At 71.3% G+C, this 17,888-nt stretch carries 19 protein-coding genes; 10 read left to right on the top strand and 9 right to left on the bottom strand.

Features of this window, described 5'->3' with window-relative positions; genetic code table 11:
* Positions 1 to 157 precede the first annotated feature (157 nt).
* Positions 158 to 1,540 carry a glycine--tRNA ligase gene (locus FHS39_RS07825; RefSeq protein WP_184347666.1) on the bottom strand — a complete coding sequence of 461 codons (1,383 nt, stop codon included), beginning with the start codon at positions 1,538 to 1,540 and terminating at the stop codon, positions 158 to 160.
* A gap of 153 nt (positions 1,541 to 1,693) precedes the next feature.
* Here FHS39_RS07825 and FHS39_RS07820 point away from each other — a divergent pair, with 153 nt between their 5' ends.
* The 4 genes from FHS39_RS07820 (at position 1,694) to FHS39_RS07805 (ending at position 4,868) form a co-directional block, all read left to right on the top strand.
* Positions 1,694 to 2,692 (top strand): metal ABC transporter substrate-binding protein, encoded by a 999-nt coding sequence (locus tag FHS39_RS07820; protein WP_246469986.1) that lies wholly within the window; start codon positions 1,694 to 1,696, stop codon positions 2,690 to 2,692.
* Between the two features lie 32 nt (positions 2,693 to 2,724).
* Entirely contained in the window at positions 2,725 to 3,492 is a 768-nt protein-coding gene (locus FHS39_RS07815) for a metal ABC transporter ATP-binding protein (RefSeq protein ID WP_184347662.1), read from the top strand.
* The gene (locus FHS39_RS07810; RefSeq protein ID WP_184347660.1) at positions 3,492 to 4,382 is read left to right on the top strand and encodes a metal ABC transporter permease; all 891 of its coding nucleotides are present in this window, start codon (positions 3,492 to 3,494) and stop codon (positions 4,380 to 4,382) included. Before FHS39_RS07815 ends, FHS39_RS07810 begins: the two co-directional genes overlap by 1 nt.
* A gap of 75 nt (positions 4,383 to 4,457) precedes the next feature.
* Positions 4,458 to 4,868, top strand: a complete 411-nt coding sequence (locus FHS39_RS07805; RefSeq protein WP_184347658.1) for a transcriptional repressor — start codon at positions 4,458 to 4,460, stop codon at positions 4,866 to 4,868.
* A gap of 62 nt (positions 4,869 to 4,930) precedes the next feature.
* On the opposite strand, the gene FHS39_RS07800 is transcribed toward FHS39_RS07805, so the two are convergent.
* Genes FHS39_RS07800 through recO form a run of 3 tightly spaced genes read right to left on the bottom strand, consistent with a single transcriptional unit; the run spans position 4,931 to position 7,085 of the window.
* A complete protein-coding gene (locus tag FHS39_RS07800; protein ID WP_184347656.1) occupies positions 4,931 to 5,476 on the bottom strand; it encodes a YcxB family protein in 546 nt (181 codons plus the stop codon).
* On the bottom strand, positions 5,469 to 6,305 hold the full coding sequence (locus FHS39_RS07795) for an isoprenyl transferase (protein WP_184347654.1): 837 nt from the start codon (positions 6,303 to 6,305) through the stop codon (positions 5,469 to 5,471). Before FHS39_RS07795 ends, FHS39_RS07800 begins: the two co-directional genes overlap by 8 nt.
* Positions 6,306 to 6,338: 33 nt before the next feature.
* The gene (gene recO / locus FHS39_RS07790; RefSeq protein ID WP_184347652.1) at positions 6,339 to 7,085 is read right to left on the bottom strand and encodes a DNA repair protein RecO; all 747 of its coding nucleotides are present in this window, start codon (positions 7,083 to 7,085) and stop codon (positions 6,339 to 6,341) included.
* Between the two features lie 195 nt (positions 7,086 to 7,280).
* Between recO and FHS39_RS07785 the strand changes: the two genes are divergently transcribed.
* Genes FHS39_RS07785 through FHS39_RS07775 form a run of 3 tightly spaced genes read left to right on the top strand, consistent with a single transcriptional unit; the run spans position 7,281 to position 9,657 of the window.
* A complete protein-coding gene (locus FHS39_RS07785; protein ID WP_184347650.1) occupies positions 7,281 to 8,495 on the top strand; it encodes an NAD-dependent epimerase/dehydratase family protein in 1,215 nt (404 codons plus the stop codon).
* Positions 8,492 to 8,719 carry a hypothetical protein gene (locus FHS39_RS07780; RefSeq protein ID WP_184347648.1) on the top strand — a complete coding sequence of 76 codons (228 nt, stop codon included), beginning with the start codon at positions 8,492 to 8,494 and terminating at the stop codon, positions 8,717 to 8,719. The genes FHS39_RS07785 and FHS39_RS07780 overlap by 4 nt, the downstream gene beginning before the upstream one ends.
* Positions 8,716 to 9,657, top strand: coding sequence for a glycosyltransferase (locus FHS39_RS07775; protein ID WP_184347646.1), 942 nt, complete (start codon positions 8,716 to 8,718; stop codon positions 9,655 to 9,657). Before FHS39_RS07780 ends, FHS39_RS07775 begins: the two co-directional genes overlap by 4 nt.
* Positions 9,658 to 9,685: 28 nt before the next feature.
* Here the strand turns inward: FHS39_RS07775 and FHS39_RS07770 are convergent, their stop codons facing one another.
* Together FHS39_RS07770 and leuA are read right to left on the bottom strand one after the other, a co-directional pair.
* On the bottom strand, positions 9,686 to 10,408 hold the full coding sequence (locus tag FHS39_RS07770) for a TerB family tellurite resistance protein (protein WP_184347644.1): 723 nt from the start codon (positions 10,406 to 10,408) through the stop codon (positions 9,686 to 9,688).
* A 183-nt stretch (positions 10,409 to 10,591) separates the two neighbouring features.
* The gene (gene leuA, locus FHS39_RS07765; protein WP_184347642.1) at positions 10,592 to 12,367 is read right to left on the bottom strand and encodes a 2-isopropylmalate synthase; all 1,776 of its coding nucleotides are present in this window, start codon (positions 12,365 to 12,367) and stop codon (positions 10,592 to 10,594) included.
* A 327-nt stretch (positions 12,368 to 12,694) separates the two neighbouring features.
* On the opposite strand from leuA, the gene FHS39_RS07760 reads away from it, so the two are divergent.
* A complete protein-coding gene (locus FHS39_RS07760) occupies positions 12,695 to 13,750 on the top strand; it encodes a M4 family metallopeptidase (RefSeq protein ID WP_184347640.1) in 1,056 nt (351 codons plus the stop codon).
* A 39-nt stretch (positions 13,751 to 13,789) separates the two neighbouring features.
* Entirely contained in the window at positions 13,790 to 14,056 is a 267-nt protein-coding gene (locus FHS39_RS07755) for a protealysin inhibitor emfourin (protein ID WP_045932136.1), read from the top strand.
* A gap of 15 nt (positions 14,057 to 14,071) precedes the next feature.
* Here the strand turns inward: FHS39_RS07755 and era are convergent, their stop codons facing one another.
* Genes era through FHS39_RS07740 form a run of 3 tightly spaced genes read right to left on the bottom strand, consistent with a single transcriptional unit; the run spans position 14,072 to position 16,282 of the window.
* Positions 14,072 to 15,013, bottom strand: coding sequence for a GTPase Era (gene era, locus FHS39_RS07750; protein WP_184347638.1), 942 nt, complete (start codon positions 15,011 to 15,013; stop codon positions 14,072 to 14,074).
* Between the two features lie 57 nt (positions 15,014 to 15,070).
* Positions 15,071 to 15,424, bottom strand: a complete 354-nt coding sequence (locus FHS39_RS07745) for a cytidine deaminase (RefSeq protein WP_184347636.1) — start codon at positions 15,422 to 15,424, stop codon at positions 15,071 to 15,073.
* A gap of 33 nt (positions 15,425 to 15,457) precedes the next feature.
* Positions 15,458 to 16,282, bottom strand: coding sequence for a helix-turn-helix transcriptional regulator (locus tag FHS39_RS07740; protein ID WP_246470052.1), 825 nt, complete (start codon positions 16,280 to 16,282; stop codon positions 15,458 to 15,460).
* Between the two features lie 154 nt (positions 16,283 to 16,436).
* Here FHS39_RS07740 and FHS39_RS07735 point away from each other — a divergent pair, with 154 nt between their 5' ends.
* Positions 16,437 to 17,888, top strand: coding sequence for an MFS transporter (locus tag FHS39_RS07735; RefSeq protein WP_184347632.1), 1,452 nt, complete (start codon positions 16,437 to 16,439; stop codon positions 17,886 to 17,888).

The following is a 17,888-nucleotide window of genomic DNA, read 5'->3' as shown; positions in this document are numbered from 1 at the left end:
GCTCAAACGGTAAGCGCGCAGACGGGGCCGGAACCATGTCACTGCTGCCCGACCCGGGGGTGCAGCCAGTGCCACCCCGAGGCCCGGCCGGAAAGCCGGAGGCCCCGGCTCCCGCGCCAAGCGGGAACCGGGGCCTCCGGGTGAAGAGGACCGGGCGTCAGCAGCCGAGCAGGCGGCTGGCCAGGTAGCCCTCGATCTGGTCGAGGGAGACGCGCTCCTGCTTCATCGTGTCGCGCTCGCGGACGGTCACCGCGTTGTCGTCCAGCGTGTCGAAGTCGACCGTGACGCAGAACGGCGTGCCGATCTCGTCCTGGCGGCGGTAGCGGCGGCCGATGGCGCCCGCGTCGTCGAAGTCGATGTTCCAGTGCTTGCGCAGGTCCGCGGCCAGGCCCTTGGCCTTCGGGGACAGCTCCGGGTTGCGGGAGAGCGGCAGGACCGCGACCTTGACCGGCGACAGGCGCGGGTCGAGGCGCAGCACGGTGCGCTTCTCCAGCTTGCCCTTGGCGTTGGGCGCCTCGTCCTCGATGTAGGCGTCGAGCAGGAAGGCGAGCATGGCGCGGCCGACACCGGCGGCGGGCTCGATGACGTAGGGGGTCCAGCGCTCGCCGGCCTCCTGGTCGAAGAACGACAGGTCCTGGCCGGACGCCTTGGAGTGGGCGCCGAGGTCGTAGTCGGTGCGGTTGGCGACGCCCTCGAGCTCGCCCCACTCGTTGCCGCCGAACTGGAAGCGGTACTCGATGTCAGCGGTGCGCTTGGAGTAGTGGGAGAGCTTCTCCGCGGGGTGCTCGTACCACCGCATGTTCTCCTCGCGCAGGCCGAGGCCGGTGTACCAGCCCCAGCGCTGCTCCATCCAGTACTCCTGCCACTGCTCGTCCTCGCCCGGCTTGACGAAGAACTCCATCTCCATCTGCTCGAACTCGCGGGTGCGGAAGATGAAGTTGCCGGGGGTGATCTCGTTGCGGAAGGACTTGCCCATCTGGGCGATGCCGAACGGGGGCTTCTTCCGGGAGGTCTGCTGGACCTGGGCGAAGTTGGTGAAGATGCCCTGCGCGGTCTCGGGGCGCAGGTAGGCCACGGAGCCGGTGTCCTGGGTCGGGCCGAGGTGCGTGGAGAGCAGGCCGGAGAACTGCTTGGGCTCGGTGAACTGGCCCTTGTTGCCGCAGTTGGGGCAGTTGACGTCGGCGAGGCCGTTCTCGGGCAGCTTGCCGTGCTTGGCCTCGTACGCCTCCTCCAGGTGGTCCGCGCGGAAGCGCTTGTGGCAGGAGGTGCACTCGGTCAGCGGGTCCGTGAAGGTGGCCACGTGGCCGGAGGCCGCCCAGACCTCGGAGGCCAGGATCACCGACGAGTCGATGCCGACGACGTCCTCGCGCGAGGTGACCATGTAGCGCCACCACTGGCGCTTGATGTTCTCCTTGAGCTCCACACCGAGCGGTCCGTAATCCCAGGCGGCACGCTGGCCGCCGTAGATCTCACTGCACGGATAGACGAAGCCACGGCGCTTGCTCAGGCTGACGATGGTGTCGATCTTGTCGGCGGCCACGGTGCTCTCTTCATTGCGACGACGAACAGCGAATGATTCAGGTTACCGGCGCCTCCACCCCTCTAACCAAATCGGTTCTGGCCTTGGCTTGACTCGACCCCCCGGACGATCTCTTGTTGACAACCGTTTCCATTTTTGTTGAAAATGAGTGTCATGAACGTACGCCCGATAGGCACCCTCGGGACCCTCCCCGCGCGCCGAATACGCACCGCCGCCGTCGCACTCGCCACGGCCGCCGGCCTTCTGACGCTGGCCGCCTGCGGGGCCGGCGACGGCGCGGGCACCCGCACCAAGGACGGAAAGCTCAAGGTCGTCGCGTCGTTCTACCCCATGCAGTACCTGGCGCAGGAGATCGGCGGCGATCACGTCAGCGTCACCAACCTGACCAAGCCGGGCGTCGAGCCGCACGATCTGGAGCTCACCCCCCGGCAGACCGGCTCGCTCGCCGAAGCGGGCGCGATCGTCTACCTCAAGGGCATCCAGCCCGCCGTCGACGAGGCGATCAAGCAGTCCGAGAACAAGCACGTCGCCGACGCGGCCTCCCTCACCGCCATGGAGAAGCACGGCAACGAGGTCGACGGCCGCCACCACACCACCGGCGACAACCACTCCCACTCGGAGAACGAGGCCGGGAACGACCCGCACATCTGGCTCGACCCGGTGAAGTACGCCGAGGTCGCCCGCGGCGTCGAGAAGACCCTCGCCGAGGCCGACCCCGAGCACGAGGCCGACTTCCGCAAGAACACCGACTCGCTGGTCAAGAAGCTCGGCGACCTCGACGCGAAGTTCCGGGACGGGCTGAAGAACCGCACCTCGGACACCTTCGTCACCACCCACGCGGCCTTCGGCTACCTCGCCGAGCGCTACGGGCTGACCGAGGAGGCCATCAGCGGCCTCGACCCCGAGTCCGAGCCCAGCGCCGCCCGGATGAAGGACCTGCACCGGCTCGCCCGGGACCACCACGTGAACACGGTCTTCTTCGAGGCCATCGCCAACCCGGCCACGGCCCGGACCCTGGCCAAGGACCTGCACGTCGGCACCGACGTCCTCGACCCGCTCGAAGGCATCACCGACCAGTCCAAGGGCGACGACTACCTGCAGGTCATGCAGTCCAACCTCGTCGCCCTGCAGAAGGCGCTCGGCGCCAAGTGACCGGAAACCACCCACCGACGACGGAGGCAGTCATGGAGCAGCCCGTCATATCCCTGCGCGGAGCCACCGCCTCGCTCGGGTCCCGCCCGGTGCTGCGCGGCGTCGACCTGGCCGTGCACCGCGGCGAGGTCGTCGCCCTGCTCGGCGCCAACGGCTCCGGCAAGTCCACGGCCGTACGGGCCGTCGTCGGCCAGGTGCCGCTCACCGGCGGCGAGCTGGAGCTGTTCGGCACCCCGCGCCGCCGCTTCCGCGACTGGTCCCGCGTGGGCTACGTGCCCCAGCGCACCACGGCCGCCAGCGGGGTGCCCGCCACCGTCCGCGAGGTCGTCTCCGCCGGGCGGCTGGCCCGCACCGGGCTGGGGCCGACCCGCAAGGCCGACCGCGAGGCCGTGACCAAGGCGCTGGAGCTGGTCGGCATGGCCGACCGGATCAAGGACTCGGTGAACGCCCTCTCCGGCGGCCAGCACCAGCGCGTGCTGATCGCCCGCGCACTGGCCGGCGAACCCGAACTGCTGATCATGGACGAGCCGATGGCCGGCGTGGACCTCGCCAGCCAGGAGGTGCTCGCCAAGGCCCTGCGCGAGGAGGTCGCCCGCGGCGCCACGGTCCTGCTCGTGCTGCACGAGCTGGGCCCTCTGGAGCCGCTCATCGACCGCGCGGTCGTGCTGCGCGACGGCTGCGTCGTCCACGACGGCCCCCCGCCCCAGGCCGTGGGGCAGCACGCGCTGCCCGGCCACGACCACGTACACCCGCACGCCGACCCGGCCGCGGAACCGATCCGGACAGGGCTGCTGAGCTGATGGACATCCTCGAACTCGCCTTCATGCAGCGGGCGCTGCTCGCCGCCTTCCTCGTCGGCGTCACCGCGCCCGCCATCGGCATCTACCTCGTCCAGCGCCGCCAGGCGCTGATGGGCGACGGCATCGGCCACGTCGCCCTCACCGGCGTCGGCCTGGGCTTCCTGCTGAACACCAGCCCGGTGTGGGTGGCCACCGCCGTCTGCGTCGTCGGCGCGGTGGTGATGGAGCTCATCCGCTCGTACGGCAAGACGCGCGGCGACATCGCGCTCGCCATGCTCTTCTACGGCGGCATGGCCGGCGGCGTGATGCTGATGAGTCTGTCCTCCAGCGGCTCCAACGCCAACCTCACCACCTACCTCTTCGGCTCCATCACCACCGTCTCGCAGCAGGACATCGTGGCGATCTGCATCCTCGCCACCTTTGTGATCCTGACCACGGTGGGGCTGCGCAGGCAGCTGTTCGCCATCTGCCAGGACGAGGAGTTCGCCCGCGTCACCGGGCTGCCGGTACGGCTGCTGAACCTGCTGGTCGCCGTCACGGCCGCGGTCACGGTCACCGTCGCCATGCGCGTGGTCGGCCTGCTGCTCGTCAGCGCCCTGATGGTGATCCCGGTGGCCGCCTCGCAGCAGATCGCGCGCAGCTTCGCGACGACCTTCGCCATGGCCGTGGCCGTCGGCGTCCTCGTCACCGTCTCCGGCACCGTCACCTCGTACTACGTGGACGTGCCCTCCGGCGCGACGATCGTGCTGCTGGCGATCGGCGTCTTCGTCGTCCTCACCATGATCGCCACACCGCTCGCCAAGAGGCGCGCCGAGACGGCCGCGGCGGCCGAACGCTGCACGTTGGAGGAGACCCCCGCCGGTCCGGCCACCGACGACGTGCAGGTCTGAATGCCCGGGCCGACCTGGCACAATTGGCGTGACGACACGTGCAATGGGTGTTCAGGCGAGCTTGAGGAGGCAACTGTGGCGACCGCCGGTCCCCCGGTACGCGGCCGGGCCACCAAGCAGCGGGCCGCGGTCGCGGCCGCGCTCGACGAGGTGGACGAGTTCCGCAGCGCGCAGGATCTCCACGACATGCTCAAGCACCGCGGCGCCTCGGTCGGCCTGACCACCGTCTACCGCACCCTGCAGTCGCTGGCCGACGCGGGCGAGGTCGACGTCCTGCGCACCAGCGAGGGCGAGTCGGTCTACCGCCGCTGCTCCAGCGGCCACCACCACCATCTGGTCTGCCGCGTCTGCGGCAAGGCGGTCGAGGTCGAAGGCCCGGCCGTGGAGAAGTGGGCGGACGCCATCGCCGACGAGCACGGCTTCGTCGACGTCGCCCACACGGTGGAAATCTTCGGCACCTGCGGGGAGTGCGCCGCAAAGCAGTAACGGAACGAATGGGTGAGGCCCCGGCAGCCAGCGGCTGCCGGGGCCTCACCCGTTCCGTTCCGTCATCGGACGCGCGGCAGGCGCGTGTCCAGCAGCGCGCGGAGGCGGTCGACGTCGCCGGCGGCGGCGGCGAGGCCGCGCTTGGGCAGCACGGTCAGGCACCGCTTGTCCTGGCTCAGCAGGACGAAGAGCTTCTCCCGCTCCAGATAGCAGCCGAACTGCGGCCAGGCCTGTGCGGTGGCGGTCTGCTCCGCCACGCAGCTCACCCCCTGGGCGTCCAGCGTCACCCGCCGCCGACCGTGCTGCCGCAGCCGCCCGCGCGCCAGATACGCCTGGAGACCGAACACCTGCAGGGCGCAGAGCACGACCAGGAAGATTGCGACCCCCCAGTTCTTGGGGCTCACCCCGCCGACACCGTGCCGGGCGATATCCACGGTGAGGCCCCACGCCATCAGCACCACCGCGGCGACGAGCACCCCATTCATGACGCGCGCTTTACGCACCGCGCGGCCCCGGGCGACCATCGCGGTCCGCACGTCGCCGACGGTCAGCTCGAATTCGAGCATGACGTCCTCCGCCACGGGCGGAGCCGTGAAGGTGTCACTCACCGGCGGCCGCCTCCTGCGCGACCTGCTCCTCGTTCGGAATCGCACCGCCGAACCGGCGGTCGCGCTGGGCGTATTCGAGGCACGCTCGCCACAGGTCGCGACGGTCGAAGTCGGGCCACAGCACGTCCTGGAAGACCATCTCGGCGTAAGCGCTCTGCCAGATCAGGTAGTTGGACGTGCGCTGCTCGCCGGAGGGGCGCAGGAACAGGTCCACGTCCGGCATGTCCGGGTAGTAGAGGTACTTGGCGAGGGTCTTCTCCGTGACCTTCGACGGGTCGAGCCTGCCCGCCTTCACATCGGCCGCCAGCGCCTGCGCCGCATCCGCGATCTCCGCGCGCCCGCCGTAGTTCATGCAGAAGTACAGCGTGAGCTTGTCGTTGTCCTTGGTCTGCTCCTGCGCGATCTGGAGCTCCTTGGCCACCGACCGCCACAGCTTGGGCATGCGGCCCACCCAGCGCACCCGGATGCCGAGCTCGTCGAGCTGGTCGCGGGTCTTGCGGATGAAGTCGCGGTTGAAGTTCATCAGGAAGCGCACCTCGTCCGGGGAGCGCCGCCAGTTCTCGGTCGAGAAGGCGTAGAGGGAGATGCTCCCGACGCCCATCTCGATCGCGCCCTGCAGGACGTCCAGCACGCGCTCGGCGCCGACCTTGTGGCCCTCGGTGCGCGGCAGGCCGCGGTCCTTGGCCCAGCGGCCGTTGCCGTCCATGACGATGGCCACGTGCTCGGGGACCAGCTCGCCGGGGATCTTCGGCGGGCGAGCGCCCGACGGGTGCGGCTCGGGGGTGCGGTACTCGCGTCGGGAACGGCCCAGAATCCCGCGTCGTGCCATGGGTGCCACTTCTCCTCGGTGGTTGCTGTGGAACTACTTCTCGACATAGCGGAGGGAACGCAGCCCCCGCTCCAGGTGCCAGTGCAGATACGCCGCCACCAGGCCGCTGCCTTCCCGGACGTAGCGCGCCTCGCACGCGTCCGCCGTCGCCCAGTCCCCGGTCAGCAACGCGCCGAGGAGCTCGATCGACTCCGAGGAGGGTACGACGCTTCCGGGCACCCGGCACTCACCGCACACCACGCCTCCGGCGGCGGCCGAGAAGAACCGGTTGGGGCCGGGCATCCCGCACTTCGCGCAGGCGCCGAAGCTGGGCGCGTAGCCGTTGACGGCAAGCGAGCGCAACAGGAAGGCGTCGAGGACCAGGTGCGGGGCGTGCTCGCCCGCGGCCAGCGTGCGCAGCGCCCCCACGAGCAGCAGGTACTGCTGCACGGCGGGCTCGCCCTCGTGGTCGGTGAACCGCTCGGCGGTCTCCAGCATCGCGGTGCCCGCGGTGTAGCGGGCGTAGTCGGTGACGATCCCGCCCCCGTAGGCGGCGATCGTCTCGCTCTGGGTGCACAGCGGCAGCCCGCGCCCGACGAGCTCGCCGCCCCGGGCGAAGAACTGCACGTCGACGTGGGAGAACGGCTCCAGGCGCGCCCCGAACTTCGACTTGGTGCGGCGCACGCCCCGGGCCACGGCCCGCACCCGGCCGTGACCGCGGGTGAGCAGCGTGATGATCCGGTCCGCTTCGCCCAGCTTCTGGGTGCGCAGGACGACTCCGTCGTCACGGAACAGGCTCATACGATTCATTGTCCCGTACCGGTGTGACACCACCTGCCGCCCGTACCCGCGTTAGCGCCGAATCGGACAGCCGTAAAGCCCCATATCAAGTAATGCCCACGATCGGGGGACATTCAGCGACATACGCCTTGACCTCGCGGCATCATTCGAGTGACCGCCTCCGGGAGCGATCCGGGAGGAAGGGGGTGCACGGCCATGCGCGTCTTCATCGCGGGAGTCGACGGCTATCTCGGCTGGGCCCTGGCCCAGCGCCTGGCCGCCCGCGGGCACCGCGTCGGGGGTGCCGACGCCCTGCTGCGGCGGGCCTGGGTGGCACAGATGGGCTCGGTGAGCGCCGTCCCGATCGCCCCGCCGGCCGAGCGGCTCGCCGCCTTCACCGAGCACTTCGGGGCGGCCATGCCCTTCTACCCGCTGGACCTGCGGGATCACGACGCCCTGGGCCGGGCGCTGGCCGCCTTCGCCCCGGATGCCGTCGTGCACCTCGCGGAGTGCCCCTCGGCCCCCTACTCGATGATCGATTTCTGGCACGCCGAGTCGGTGCAGAGCAACAACGTCACGGGCACCCTGAGCCTGCTGTTCGCCATGCGCGACCACTGCCCGCAGGCCCATCTGCTCAAGCTCGGCACCATGGGCGAGTACGGCACCCCGGACGTGGACATCCCCGAGGGCTTCTTCGAGGTCGAGTACCGCGGCCGCCGCGACCGGCTGCCGTTCCCCCGCCAGGCGGGGTCCTGGTACCACTGGAGCAAGGTCTTCGACTCGCAGAACGTGGCCTTCGCCTGCGATCTGTGGGGGCTGCGGGCCACCGATGTGATGCAGGGCGTCGTCTACGGCACCTGGTGCCCCGCCGACCCCCGGCTCAGCAGCCGGCTGGACTACGACGAGGCCTTCGGCACCTCGGTCAACCGCTTCTGCTGCCAGACGGTGATCAACCGCCCCATCACCCCGTACGGCAACGGCACCCAGCGCCGCGGCCTGCTCTCCCTGGCCGACTCGATGCAGTGCCTGACCCTGGCCCTGGAGAATCCGCCCGAGCCCGGCGAGTACCGCGTCTTCAACCAGCTGCGGGACGTGCTCTCCGTACGGCACCTGGCCGAGCTGGTGCACCGGGCCGCGCTGGAGTGCGGTCTGACCGCGCGGATCGAGCCCGTCGACAATCCGCGCAGCGAGGCCGAGCAGCACCACTACAACCCCGAGACCGCGCGGCTGCGCGCTCTGGGCTTCACCCCCTCGGCCCCCATCGGCGAAGAGCTGCGGCAGATGATCCGCGACCTGCTGCCCCACGCCGACCGCATCGCCTCCCACGCCGACCGCCTGGACCCCACCGTGCGCTGGCGGCCCCGGCGGCCCGGCGGGCAGGCGACGGACCAGCACTTGACGGCCCGCCCCAACGGAAGGAACCCGGAATGAGCCAGAAACTGCGGCAGATCATGCTGGCGGCGGCCGAGGACCCCGCCACCCTGCGCGAGCTGCGCGACGACACCCAGGCCCTGGCCGACCGCTTCGGCCTGTCCCCCGACGAGCACGACCGGCTGGCGCAGGCGGAGCAGCTGGCTCCGCGGACGCCGGGCGGGCTCGCGCTCTCGACGATCACCCTGCACACCATCACCATCACCGGCGGCTTCGGCTGGTGAGGGCCGCTCCGCCCGGGATCAGCGTGGTCCTGCCCGCGCGGGACGAGGGCGACAGAGCCGGGGCGACCATCGCCTCGGCCCTGGACGCCGCCGCCGGGCCGGACGGTGTCGAGTTCGTCGTCGTGGACGACTGCTCGGCGCCCGAGCGACGGCCGAGCGTCACCGACGCTGCGGCCCGGCGCCGTACGACGGTCGTCCGGTCCGATCGACACCTCGGCGTGGGCGCCGCCCGCAACCTGGCCGCCCGGCACGCCCGGGGCCGGGTGCTGTTCGTGACGGACGCGCACACCCGCTTCTCCGACGGCTGGGACCGCGCGGCCGAGCGGCTGCTCGCCCCCGGGCGGATCCTGTCCGTCACCATCCTGGACAGCTCCTCGGCCTGGCGCGGCCACGGCTGCCGCCTGATCGTCCCGTACATGGGCACGCGCTGGAACACGACTGTCCCCGACCCCGCTCCCCATGACCGGCAGGTCCAGGTCGCGTCCTCGGCCGGCACGGTCGTCGAGCGCGCGCTCTTCACCCGCCTCGGCGGCTACGACGAGGGGATGGTGCACTACGGCGGGTTCGAGCCCGAGTTCAGCGTCCGGGCGTGGCGGGCCGGGGCCGAGATCGTGCACACCGCCGACATCGAGATCACGCACCGGTTCAAGCCCAAGGAGGAGGTGGCCTCGTTCGTCGGCGCGGCGCGCACCGCGATGGTCCACAACTGTCTGCGCTTCGGCACGGCCCATCTGCCGGAGTCGATGATCCTGGAGATGGTGCGGCTGCACGCCCTGGAGTTCCCGGACCACATCCGCGAGGCGCTGGTCATGCTGGAGGAGCGCGGCGCCTGGCGCCGCCGCGAGGAGCTGGCGGCGACGCTTCCGCACGGCTTCGCGTGGTTCGTACGCCGCTTCGACCTGCGCGATCAGATCGGCAGGCCGGTTCCGGAGGACTGACCGGAGCCGGCCCCGGCGGTGGCCGCCCTCAGGAGGGCGTGCGGGCCGCCGCCAGCAGCCGTTCGGTGTCTTCCGGGCGCAGCATCAGGGCGCGTCCCACCGTCGCCAGCACCTCGCGCTCCGCGGGCCGGTAGGGCCCGTCCGCGAGGGCGATCCGGGCGCCCTGGAGCAGGATGGACTCGCGCCCGGCCGGGGCCAGGTGCGGGGCCAGCGGCTCCAGCGCCTCGTGCAGCTCGATGGCCAGGGCGGTGCCGCAGGGGTCGAAGCCGCCCGGCCCGGTGCCCGGCGGCGAGGCGTAGCGCCCCGGGAGGCGGCCGGTGTCGGCGGCGAGCGCCTCGATCAGTGTGACGAGCTGCTCCTCGCTGCAGTCGGCGAAGCCCGCCGCCCGTACGGCGCCCACCGCGGCCCTGCGCACGGTGCGGGCTTCGGTGCCGCCCGCGGCGAGGACGGCGAGGGCCACCGTGTGCACGGCATCGCGCAGCATCGCGGAGAAGCGGGTGGTCGTCGGGTGGTCCAGGACGTCCATCGCGTAGCGGCAGCGGCAGGCGGTGCACTCGACGATCGGCCCCACCGGGCCGCGCGGCAGCAGGGGCACGCCGAACACGACAAGGCGGCGCCGGCCCGTACGGCGGTGGTAGTTGCGGTCACCTCCGCAGCCGGGGCAGAAGAACTCGCCGTCACCGACCGTGCGCCATACGGTGCGTACGCCCACCACACGCCGGTCCGGGCTGTGTCGGCCTTGCGCGTGCATCACGGCGCACCTCCCTAACGCCGCGGCCTCGTCGCCGCGTTGACGTGATGTTAGCCACATCGGTGATGCGGCGTCAGTACCTCGTGCGCGGAGTTCGGGCGGCTGCCGGGGAAGGGCGCCGCCGAGCCCACCGGATGCGGTGTTTTCGGCGGCGCGTTGTTGACGGTGCAATCGCCCCGCGGTTTACCGTGCGTGACGATGGGCCCGGTTCACCGCCGAGACCACCGCCTTGATCGAGGCGCGGGTCGTGTTGGCGTCGATGCCGATGCCCCACAGCACCGCGCCGTCGATCACGCACTCGATGTACGAGGCCGCCTGGGCGCTGGCCCCCTCGCTCATGGTGTGCTCGGTGTAGTCCAGCAGCCTGGCGTCGATGCCGGTCGCGCCGAGGGCGTCGAAGAAGGCGGAGATCGGGCCGTTGCCGGTGCCCGTGAGCACCGTCTCGACCCCGTCGACGACCGCTTCGACGGTGAGCGCGTCCGTGCCCTCGCTGGTGGTGGAGGTCTGGGTGGAGCGCAGGGCGATCCGGCCCCAGGGGTTGTCGGCGGTGGGCAGGTACTCGTCCTGGAAGACGGCCCAGATCTCCTGCGGGGTCACCTCGCCGCCCGCGGCCTCGGTCCGGGCCTGGATGGTCCTGGAGAACTCGATCTGCATCCGGCGCGGCAGGTCCAGCTTGTGGTCGTTCTTCAGGACGTAGGCGATGCCGCCCTTGCCGGACTGGGAGTTGACGCGGATGACGGCCTCGTAGGAGCGGCCGACGTCCTTGGGGTCGATCGGCAGGTAGGGGACCGCCCACTCGATGTCGTCCACGGTCTTGCCTTCGGCGGCGGCGCTCTCCGCCATCGCCTCGAAGCCCTTCTTGATGGCGTCCTGGTGGGAGCCGGAGAAGGCGGTGTAGACCAGGTCGCCCGCGTAGGGGTGGCGCGGGTGGACCTCCATCTGGTTGCAGTACTCGGCGGTGCGGCGGACCTCGTCGATCTGCGAGAAGTCGATCTGCGGGTCGACGCCCTGGGAGAAGAGGTTCATGCCCAGGGTGACCAGGTCGACGTTGCCCGTGCGCTCGCCCTGGCCGAACAGGCAGCCCTCGATCCGGTCCGCCCCGGCCATGATCGCCAGCTCGGCGGCGGCCACGGCAGTGCCGCGGTCGTTGTGCGGGTGGACCGACAGGCAGATGTGCTCGCGGCGGGAGAGGTGGCGCGACATCCACTCGAAGCGGTCGGCGTGGGTGGAGGGGGTGGACCGCTCGACGGTCGCCGGCAGGTTCAGGATGATCTCGCGGCCGGCCTCGGGCTGCCAGACGTCCATGACGCCCTCGCAGACCTCCAGGGCGAAGTCCAGCTCGGTGTCGGTGAAGATCTCCGGGCTGTACTGGTAGCCGAAGACCGTCTCGTCGCCGAGGATCTTCTCGGCGTACTCGACGACCAGCCGGGTGCCGTCGACCGCGATCTGCCTGACCTGCTCGCGCGAGCCGCGGAAGACCACCCGCCGGAAGACCGGCGCGGTGGCGTTGTAGAGGTGGACGGTGGCCCGGGGGGCGCCGCGCAGCGACTCCACCGTGCGCTCGATCAGCTCTTCGCGCGCCTGGGTGAGGACGGAGATCGTCACGTCCTCGGGGATGGCGTCCTCTTCGATGATCGACCGTACGAAGTCGAAGTCGGTGGCCCCGGAGGAGGGGAAGCCGACCTCGATCTCCTTGTAGCCCATGCGGACCAGCAGGTCGAACATCTCGCGCTTGCGGGCCGGCGACATCGGGTCGATCAGCGCCTGGTTGCCGTCGCGCAGGTCGGTGGAGAGCCAGCGGGGGGCGGCGGTGATGCGGTTGTCCGGCCAGGTGCGGCCGGGGATGTCCACCGCCTCGTACGGGCGGTACTTGTGCACCGGCATTCCGGAGGGCCGCTGGGTGACGGTGGCCGCGGTGAGGGGCGTGGGGCGGCCGACGGACTGGGAGATCTCGGGCATCTGCGCAGGCTCCTGGGGTATCCACGGGGGACGGCCGACGGGGGGCTGCTCGGAAGCGGGATCGCCGCAGCACCGGACTCCGCGGAGAGGGGGTCGGCCTACGACTACAGGCCCTCGCCGCGGCGGCTAAGGAGAAGCAGCACATCACGCATGGTGCATCGCACCTTAGCCGAGGCGGACGGGACGCGGCGGACCGTTCCAGCATGCGGAACGGGGGCACCCCCAGCGGTAGCTGGGGGAGGCCGGGAGAGGAACCCGACCACTCAAATTCATGAATCCCGCCGTCCGGGAGTGACAGCCCCCGGGGCTGATGCCACATTGCACGCCATGAACCCCACCGAGAATCAGATCTTCTGCACCATCGTGCCGCCGCACGTCCTCGACAAGCTCGCCCAGGCCGAAGACCCACGCTTCTTCGAGCCCGCCCGCCGCACCCTCGAACACGACGGTGCCCTGCGCACCCGCCGCCGGGTCACCGCGCTGCGCCCGCTGGACTCGGCCGCCGGCACCCCCTCCGAGAAGCCGCAGCGCACGATCTTCGACTCCGGGCACGTGGAGCAGCTGCCCGGCGCCAAGGTGCACACCGAAGGAGCCGCGCCCTCCAAGGACGCGACGGTCAACCGTGCCAACGCCGGGCTCGGCGCCACGTTCGACTTCTACTTCAAGGTGTACGGCCGGCACTCCATCGACGGCTCGGGAATGCCGCTGAACGCCTCCGTCCACTACGGCCAGAAGTACGACAACGCCTTCTGGGACGGCGAGCAGATGGTCTTCGGCGACGGGGACGGCGACCTCTTCCTCGACTTCACCCTCCCCGTGGACGTCATCGGCCACGAACTGACCCACGGCGTCACCCAGCACACGGCCAACCTGGAGTACTACGGCCAGTCCGGGGCGCTCAACGAGTCCGTTTCCGACGTCTTCGGCTCACTGATCAAGCAGTACGCCCTCGGCCAGACCGCCGACCGGGCCGACTGGCTCATCGGCTCCGGCCTGCTCGCCCCGCACGTCGCCGGCACCGCCCTGCGCTCCATGAAGTCCCCGGGTACCGCCTACAACGACCCCGTGCTGGGCAAGGACCCGCAGCCCGCCACCATGGACGACTTCGTGCGCACCAACCGCGACAACGGCGGCGTCCACATCAATTCCGGCATCCCGAACCACGCCTTCTACCTGCTGGCCACCGCCCTCGGCGGCAACGCCTGGGACCGCGCCGGAAAGATCTGGTACGACACCCTGACCGGCGGGCAGCTGCGCAGCACAGCCGACTTCGCGGAGTTCGCCCGGCTGACCGTGGCCACGGCCCGGACCCTCTACGGCGACGGCGACGCGGCCCAGTCCGTGCTCAAGGCCTGGAGCCAGGTGGGGGTGGCCGCGGCATAGGCACCCGTAGAGCGGTGCGGGCGGGGTAGGGATGACCCCATGCGTATCGTCATCACCCGTACCGGCGGTTTCGCCGGCATCGAGCGCCGGGCCGAGCTGGACACCTGCGGCCGGCCCGACGCGACGCACCTGGAGGCCCTCGCCCACCGGGCGCTCGCGCCCGGCCGGGAGAGCGGGTCCAGGGGCGTGCCGGACGGCTTCCGCTACGTCATCGACGTGGACGGCCGCTCGGTCCACCTCGCGGACCCCCACCTCACCCAGGAACAGCGCGAACTGATCCGCACAGTGCTCAAAGAAGGCGCGTAAGCCCCTCTTTCCGGCTTAGAATCCCAGCTTCCGCAGCTGCTTCGGGTCCCGCTGCCAGTCCTTCGCGACCTTCACATGCAGATCGAGGTAGACCGGGGTACCGAGCAGTGCCTCGATGTGCTTGCGGGACTTCATGCCGACCTCTTTGAGGCGGGCGCCCTTGGGGCCGATGATGATGCCCTTCTGGCTGGGGCGCTCGATGTAGAGGTTGGCGTGGATGTCGAGGAGCGGCTTGTCCTTGGGGCGGTCCTCGCGGGGCAGCATCTCCTCGACCACCACGGCGATGGAGTGCGGCAGCTCGTCGCGGACGCCCTCCAGGGCGGCCTCGCGGATCAACTCGGCCACCATGACCTGCTCCGGCTCGTCGGTCAGGTCGCCCTCGGGGTAGAGCGGCGGGCTCTCCGGCAGCATCGGCGCGATCAGGTCCGCCAGCAGGGAGACCTGCTTGTCGCCCACGGCCGAGACCGGGACGATCTCCGCCCACTGGATGCCCAGCTCCTCGCCCAGCTGCTGGATGGCGATCAGCTGCTCGGCGAGCGTCTTGGAGTCGACCAGGTCCGTCTTGGTGACGATGGCGATCTTCGGCGTCTTCTTGATGCCCGCGAGCTCGCTCGCGATGAAGCGGTCGCCCGGACCGAGCTTCTGGTCGGCGGGCAGGCAGAAGCCGATCACGTCGACCTCGGCCCAGGTGGTGCGCACGACGTCGTTGAGCCGCTCGCCCAGCAGGGTGCGCGGCTTGTGCAGACCGGGGGTGTCCACCAGCACGAGCTGGGCGTCCGGCCGGTGCACGATGCCGCGCACGGTGTGCCGGGTGGTCTGCGGCCGGTTGGAGGTGATCGCGACCTTCGTCCCCACCAGCGCGTTGGTCAGGGTCGACTTGCCCGCGTTGGGGCGGCCGACGAAGCACGCGAAGCCCGCGCGGTGAGGGGCCTGGGAGGGGGAGGAAGCTCTATCCATGCCCCATATTCTCCCCGATCCACCGGCACCCGCCGACCAGCAGGGGCCGCCCGGCCCTCAGCCCGCCGTGACCACCGGGCCCGGGGTGCCGTCCGTCCCGGCGAGCAGCACCGGGGTGTCCGGCCCGCCCAGGTCCCGTACGGCCGCGCGGTCCGCGTCCGCGACCGAGGACGCCTCGGAGACGACCGCGGCCGCCTCCAGCGACTTCGCACCGCCGGCCACCGCCATCGCCACCGCGGTCTGCAGCGCGCTGAGCCGCAGCGAGGCCAGGCCGACGGTCCCGGCGACGTAGGTGCGCCCCGTCTCGTCGCGCACGGCCGCGCCCTCCGGCACGGCGTTGCGGGCGCGAGTGGCGCGGGCGAGCGTGATGAGCTTGCGGTCCTCGGGGCCGAGCGCGGTGTTGTCGGTCATACCCGGAGCATAGGCGCGCGCCGCGGCCCGCCCTCAGCCGGCCACCGAGTACATGCCGCCCCGCCGGCCCTCGGGAGAGGTCAGCCACTCCACCTTCGCCGCGGTGTCGGTGTCACCGACGGGGTTGTGCATGACGATCGTCAGGTCCGGCCGGGCCGGGACGCGCAGGTGGGTGGACTCGAAGGCCAGGGTGCCCACCAGCGGATGCTGCATCTCCTTGACCAGCTGGCCGCCCGGCACCACATCGCCCCGGGCCCAGAGGTCGGTGAACTCCTCGCTCTCCCCGGAGAGTTCCTCGACGATCAGGCCGAAGCCCTCGTCGTCCGGCCGCTCGGACCATGCGGCGCGGAACTGGGCGACGACGCGGCCGGCGTTGGCCTCCCAGTTGCGGGCGCGGGAACGGTAGACGGGGTCGGTGAAGAAGGTGATCAGACAGTTCTGCCGGGTCTCGGGGCGGAAACCCATGACCAGGGCGGCCGATTCGTTGTAGCCGACGATGTTCCAGTAGGGGTCCATGATGTGCGAGGGGAGCGGCATCCAGGCGTCGATCAGCCGGTGCAGCCCCGCGCACAGGTACTCCGGGTCGTACTCGGCGGTCTGCGGCAGCGGCGGGTTCAGCCCGGCCAGGACGTACAGATGGCGGCGCTCCATTTCGTCCAGCCTGAGCACGCGCGCCACCGAGTCGAGCACCTGCGGCGAGACGGTGATGTCGCGGCCCTGCTCCAGCCACTGATACCAACTGGCGCCCACCCCGGCGAGGACGGCGACCTCCTCGCGGCGCAGGCCCGGGGTGCGGCGGCGGCCGCCGCCGTCCGGCAGGCCCGCGTCGGCCGGGCTGACCCGGGCCCGGCGGCTCATCAGGAAGTCGCGCAGCTCCTGGCGGCGGCGCGCCCCGGCGCTGCGGGCCGGTGATGCGGTCGTCAAGCTTCCCCCTCGTCCCTGCCTGGTGGTGCGACCACCACCATAAACAGCATCTCCCCACGGGTGTTCCGGACGGCCGAAGGTGTTGACCATGGCGATCGACACCTCATCCCCCGTCACTTCGGCCCCGCCACAAGCGGCAACCCACCTGTCCGGCCGCGCGAAGCTCATCCTGCTGGTGCTCTGCGCGGCACAGTTCATCATCGCGCTCGACTTCTCCATCCTGAACGTCGCGCTGCCCGACCTCGGCAAGGACCTGGGGATGGGCCAGGCCGACCTGCAGTGGGCGGTCACCGCCTTCGCGCTGCCGTCGGGCGGTTTCCTGCTGCTCTTCGGCCGGATCGCCGACCTGTACGGGCGGCGCAAGCTGTTCCTGACCGGGCTTGCCGCCTTCACGGCGGCGTCGGTGCTCGCCACGCTCGCCTGGGACCCCGCCTCCTTCCTGGCCGGGCGGGTCCTGCAGGGGCTGGGCGCGGCGGTGATCGTGCCCACCGGGATGTCGCTGCTCACCACCACCTTCACCGAGGGCCCGCAGCGCGAGCGGGCGCTGGGCATCAGCGGCACCGTGATGTCGCTGGGCTTCACCATCGGCATGCTGCTGGGCGGTGTGATGACCGACGCGCTGGGCTGGCGCTCGACGATGGGGCTGCTGGCCGTGGCGGGCTCCGTCGTCCTGGCGCTGGCCCCCGGCCTGCTGACCGAGTCCCGCCGTCCGGAGCGGCCGAGGATGGACGTGCCGGGCGCCGCCACCGTGACCGGCGGGCTGCTGGCGCTGATCTACGCCCTGTCGACCGCCGCGCAGCACGGCTTCGGCGGTACGGACGTCATCGTCGGCCTGATCGCCGGTGTGGGGCTGCTGGCGGCGTTCGTCGTCATCGAGTCGCGGGCCGCCGAGCCGCTGGTGTCGCTGCCGATGCTGCGGCGGCGCACGGTCGCCTGGGGGAACCTGGGCGGGCTGGTCACCTTCGCGATGATGAGCACGGTCATCTTCCTGCTCACCCTGTACCTGCAGGAGGTGCTGGAGCTCTCGGCGTTCCGCACCGGCCTGGTCTTCGGCGGGCAGGGCGTGGTGGCCGCGCTGGCGGGGGCCGTCGCGCCCCGGGTCATCGGGCGCATCGGGGCCCGCAACACGCTGGTCACCGGCATGCTGATCCAGGCGGTGTGCACCGCCGCGCTGCTGGGTCTCGGGCGGCATTCGGGCGCCTGGCTGGCCCTGGCCGGCGCCGCGCTGGGCTGCCTCGGGCACCTGTGGGCGATCGTCGCCTACGGCGTCACCGCCACCTCGGGGCTGCCCGACCACGAGCAGGGGCTGGCCACGGGCCTGGTCACCAGCTCGCAGCAGGTCGGCATGACCATCGGCATCCCGCTGCTGAGCGCCCTGTCCTCGGCGCGGATCGCCTCCCTCCAGGACGGCGGGGCGGGCTTCGCCGAGGCCACCCTGGGCGGCATCAAGCTGGGCCTGGGTGTCGACGCGGCGATCGTGGCGGTGGTGGCCGTCCTGCTGGCCGTCGGGCTGCGCGGCCGGGCGGGACGGGCGGGCTGA

Origin of the sequence: Streptomyces olivoverticillatus, from assembly GCF_014203555.1 — a bacterium.
In the GTDB taxonomy this organism is placed as follows: domain Bacteria; phylum Actinomycetota; class Actinomycetes; order Streptomycetales; family Streptomycetaceae; genus Streptomyces; species Streptomyces olivoverticillatus.
Note: the sequence above shows the minus strand (reverse complement) of the source record. Positions and strands in the feature narration are given on the sequence as shown.

Coding starts and splice junctions, on each gene's coding strand:
- FHS39_RS07820 (WP_246469986.1), top strand. CDS start 1,694: ATGAACGTACGCCCGATAGGCACCCTCGGGACCCTCCCCGCGCGCCGA.
- FHS39_RS07815 (WP_184347662.1), top strand. CDS start 2,725: ATGGAGCAGCCCGTCATATCCCTGCGCGGAGCCACCGCCTCGCTCGGG.
- FHS39_RS07810 (WP_184347660.1), top strand. CDS start 3,492: ATGGACATCCTCGAACTCGCCTTCATGCAGCGGGCGCTGCTCGCCGCC.
- FHS39_RS07795 (WP_184347654.1), bottom strand. CDS start 6,305: ATGGCACGACGCGGGATTCTGGGCCGTTCCCGACGCGAGTACCGCACC.
- recO (WP_184347652.1), bottom strand. CDS start 7,085: ATGAGCCTGTTCCGTGACGACGGAGTCGTCCTGCGCACCCAGAAGCTG.
- FHS39_RS07785 (WP_184347650.1), top strand. CDS start 7,281: ATGCGCGTCTTCATCGCGGGAGTCGACGGCTATCTCGGCTGGGCCCTG.
- FHS39_RS07780 (WP_184347648.1), top strand. CDS start 8,492: ATGAGCCAGAAACTGCGGCAGATCATGCTGGCGGCGGCCGAGGACCCC.
- FHS39_RS07770 (WP_184347644.1), bottom strand. CDS start 10,408: ATGCACGCGCAAGGCCGACACAGCCCGGACCGGCGTGTGGTGGGCGTA.
- leuA (WP_184347642.1), bottom strand. CDS start 12,367: ATGCCCGAGATCTCCCAGTCCGTCGGCCGCCCCACGCCCCTCACCGCG.
- FHS39_RS07760 (WP_184347640.1), top strand. CDS start 12,695: ATGAACCCCACCGAGAATCAGATCTTCTGCACCATCGTGCCGCCGCAC.
- FHS39_RS07755 (WP_045932136.1), top strand. CDS start 13,790: ATGCGTATCGTCATCACCCGTACCGGCGGTTTCGCCGGCATCGAGCGC.
- era (WP_184347638.1), bottom strand. CDS start 15,013: ATGGATAGAGCTTCCTCCCCCTCCCAGGCCCCTCACCGCGCGGGCTTC.
- FHS39_RS07745 (WP_184347636.1), bottom strand. CDS start 15,424: ATGACCGACAACACCGCGCTCGGCCCCGAGGACCGCAAGCTCATCACG.
- FHS39_RS07740 (WP_246470052.1), bottom strand. CDS start 16,282: ATGAGCCGCCGGGCCCGGGTCAGCCCGGCCGACGCGGGCCTGCCGGAC.
- FHS39_RS07735 (WP_184347632.1), top strand. CDS start 16,437: ATGGCGATCGACACCTCATCCCCCGTCACTTCGGCCCCGCCACAAGCG.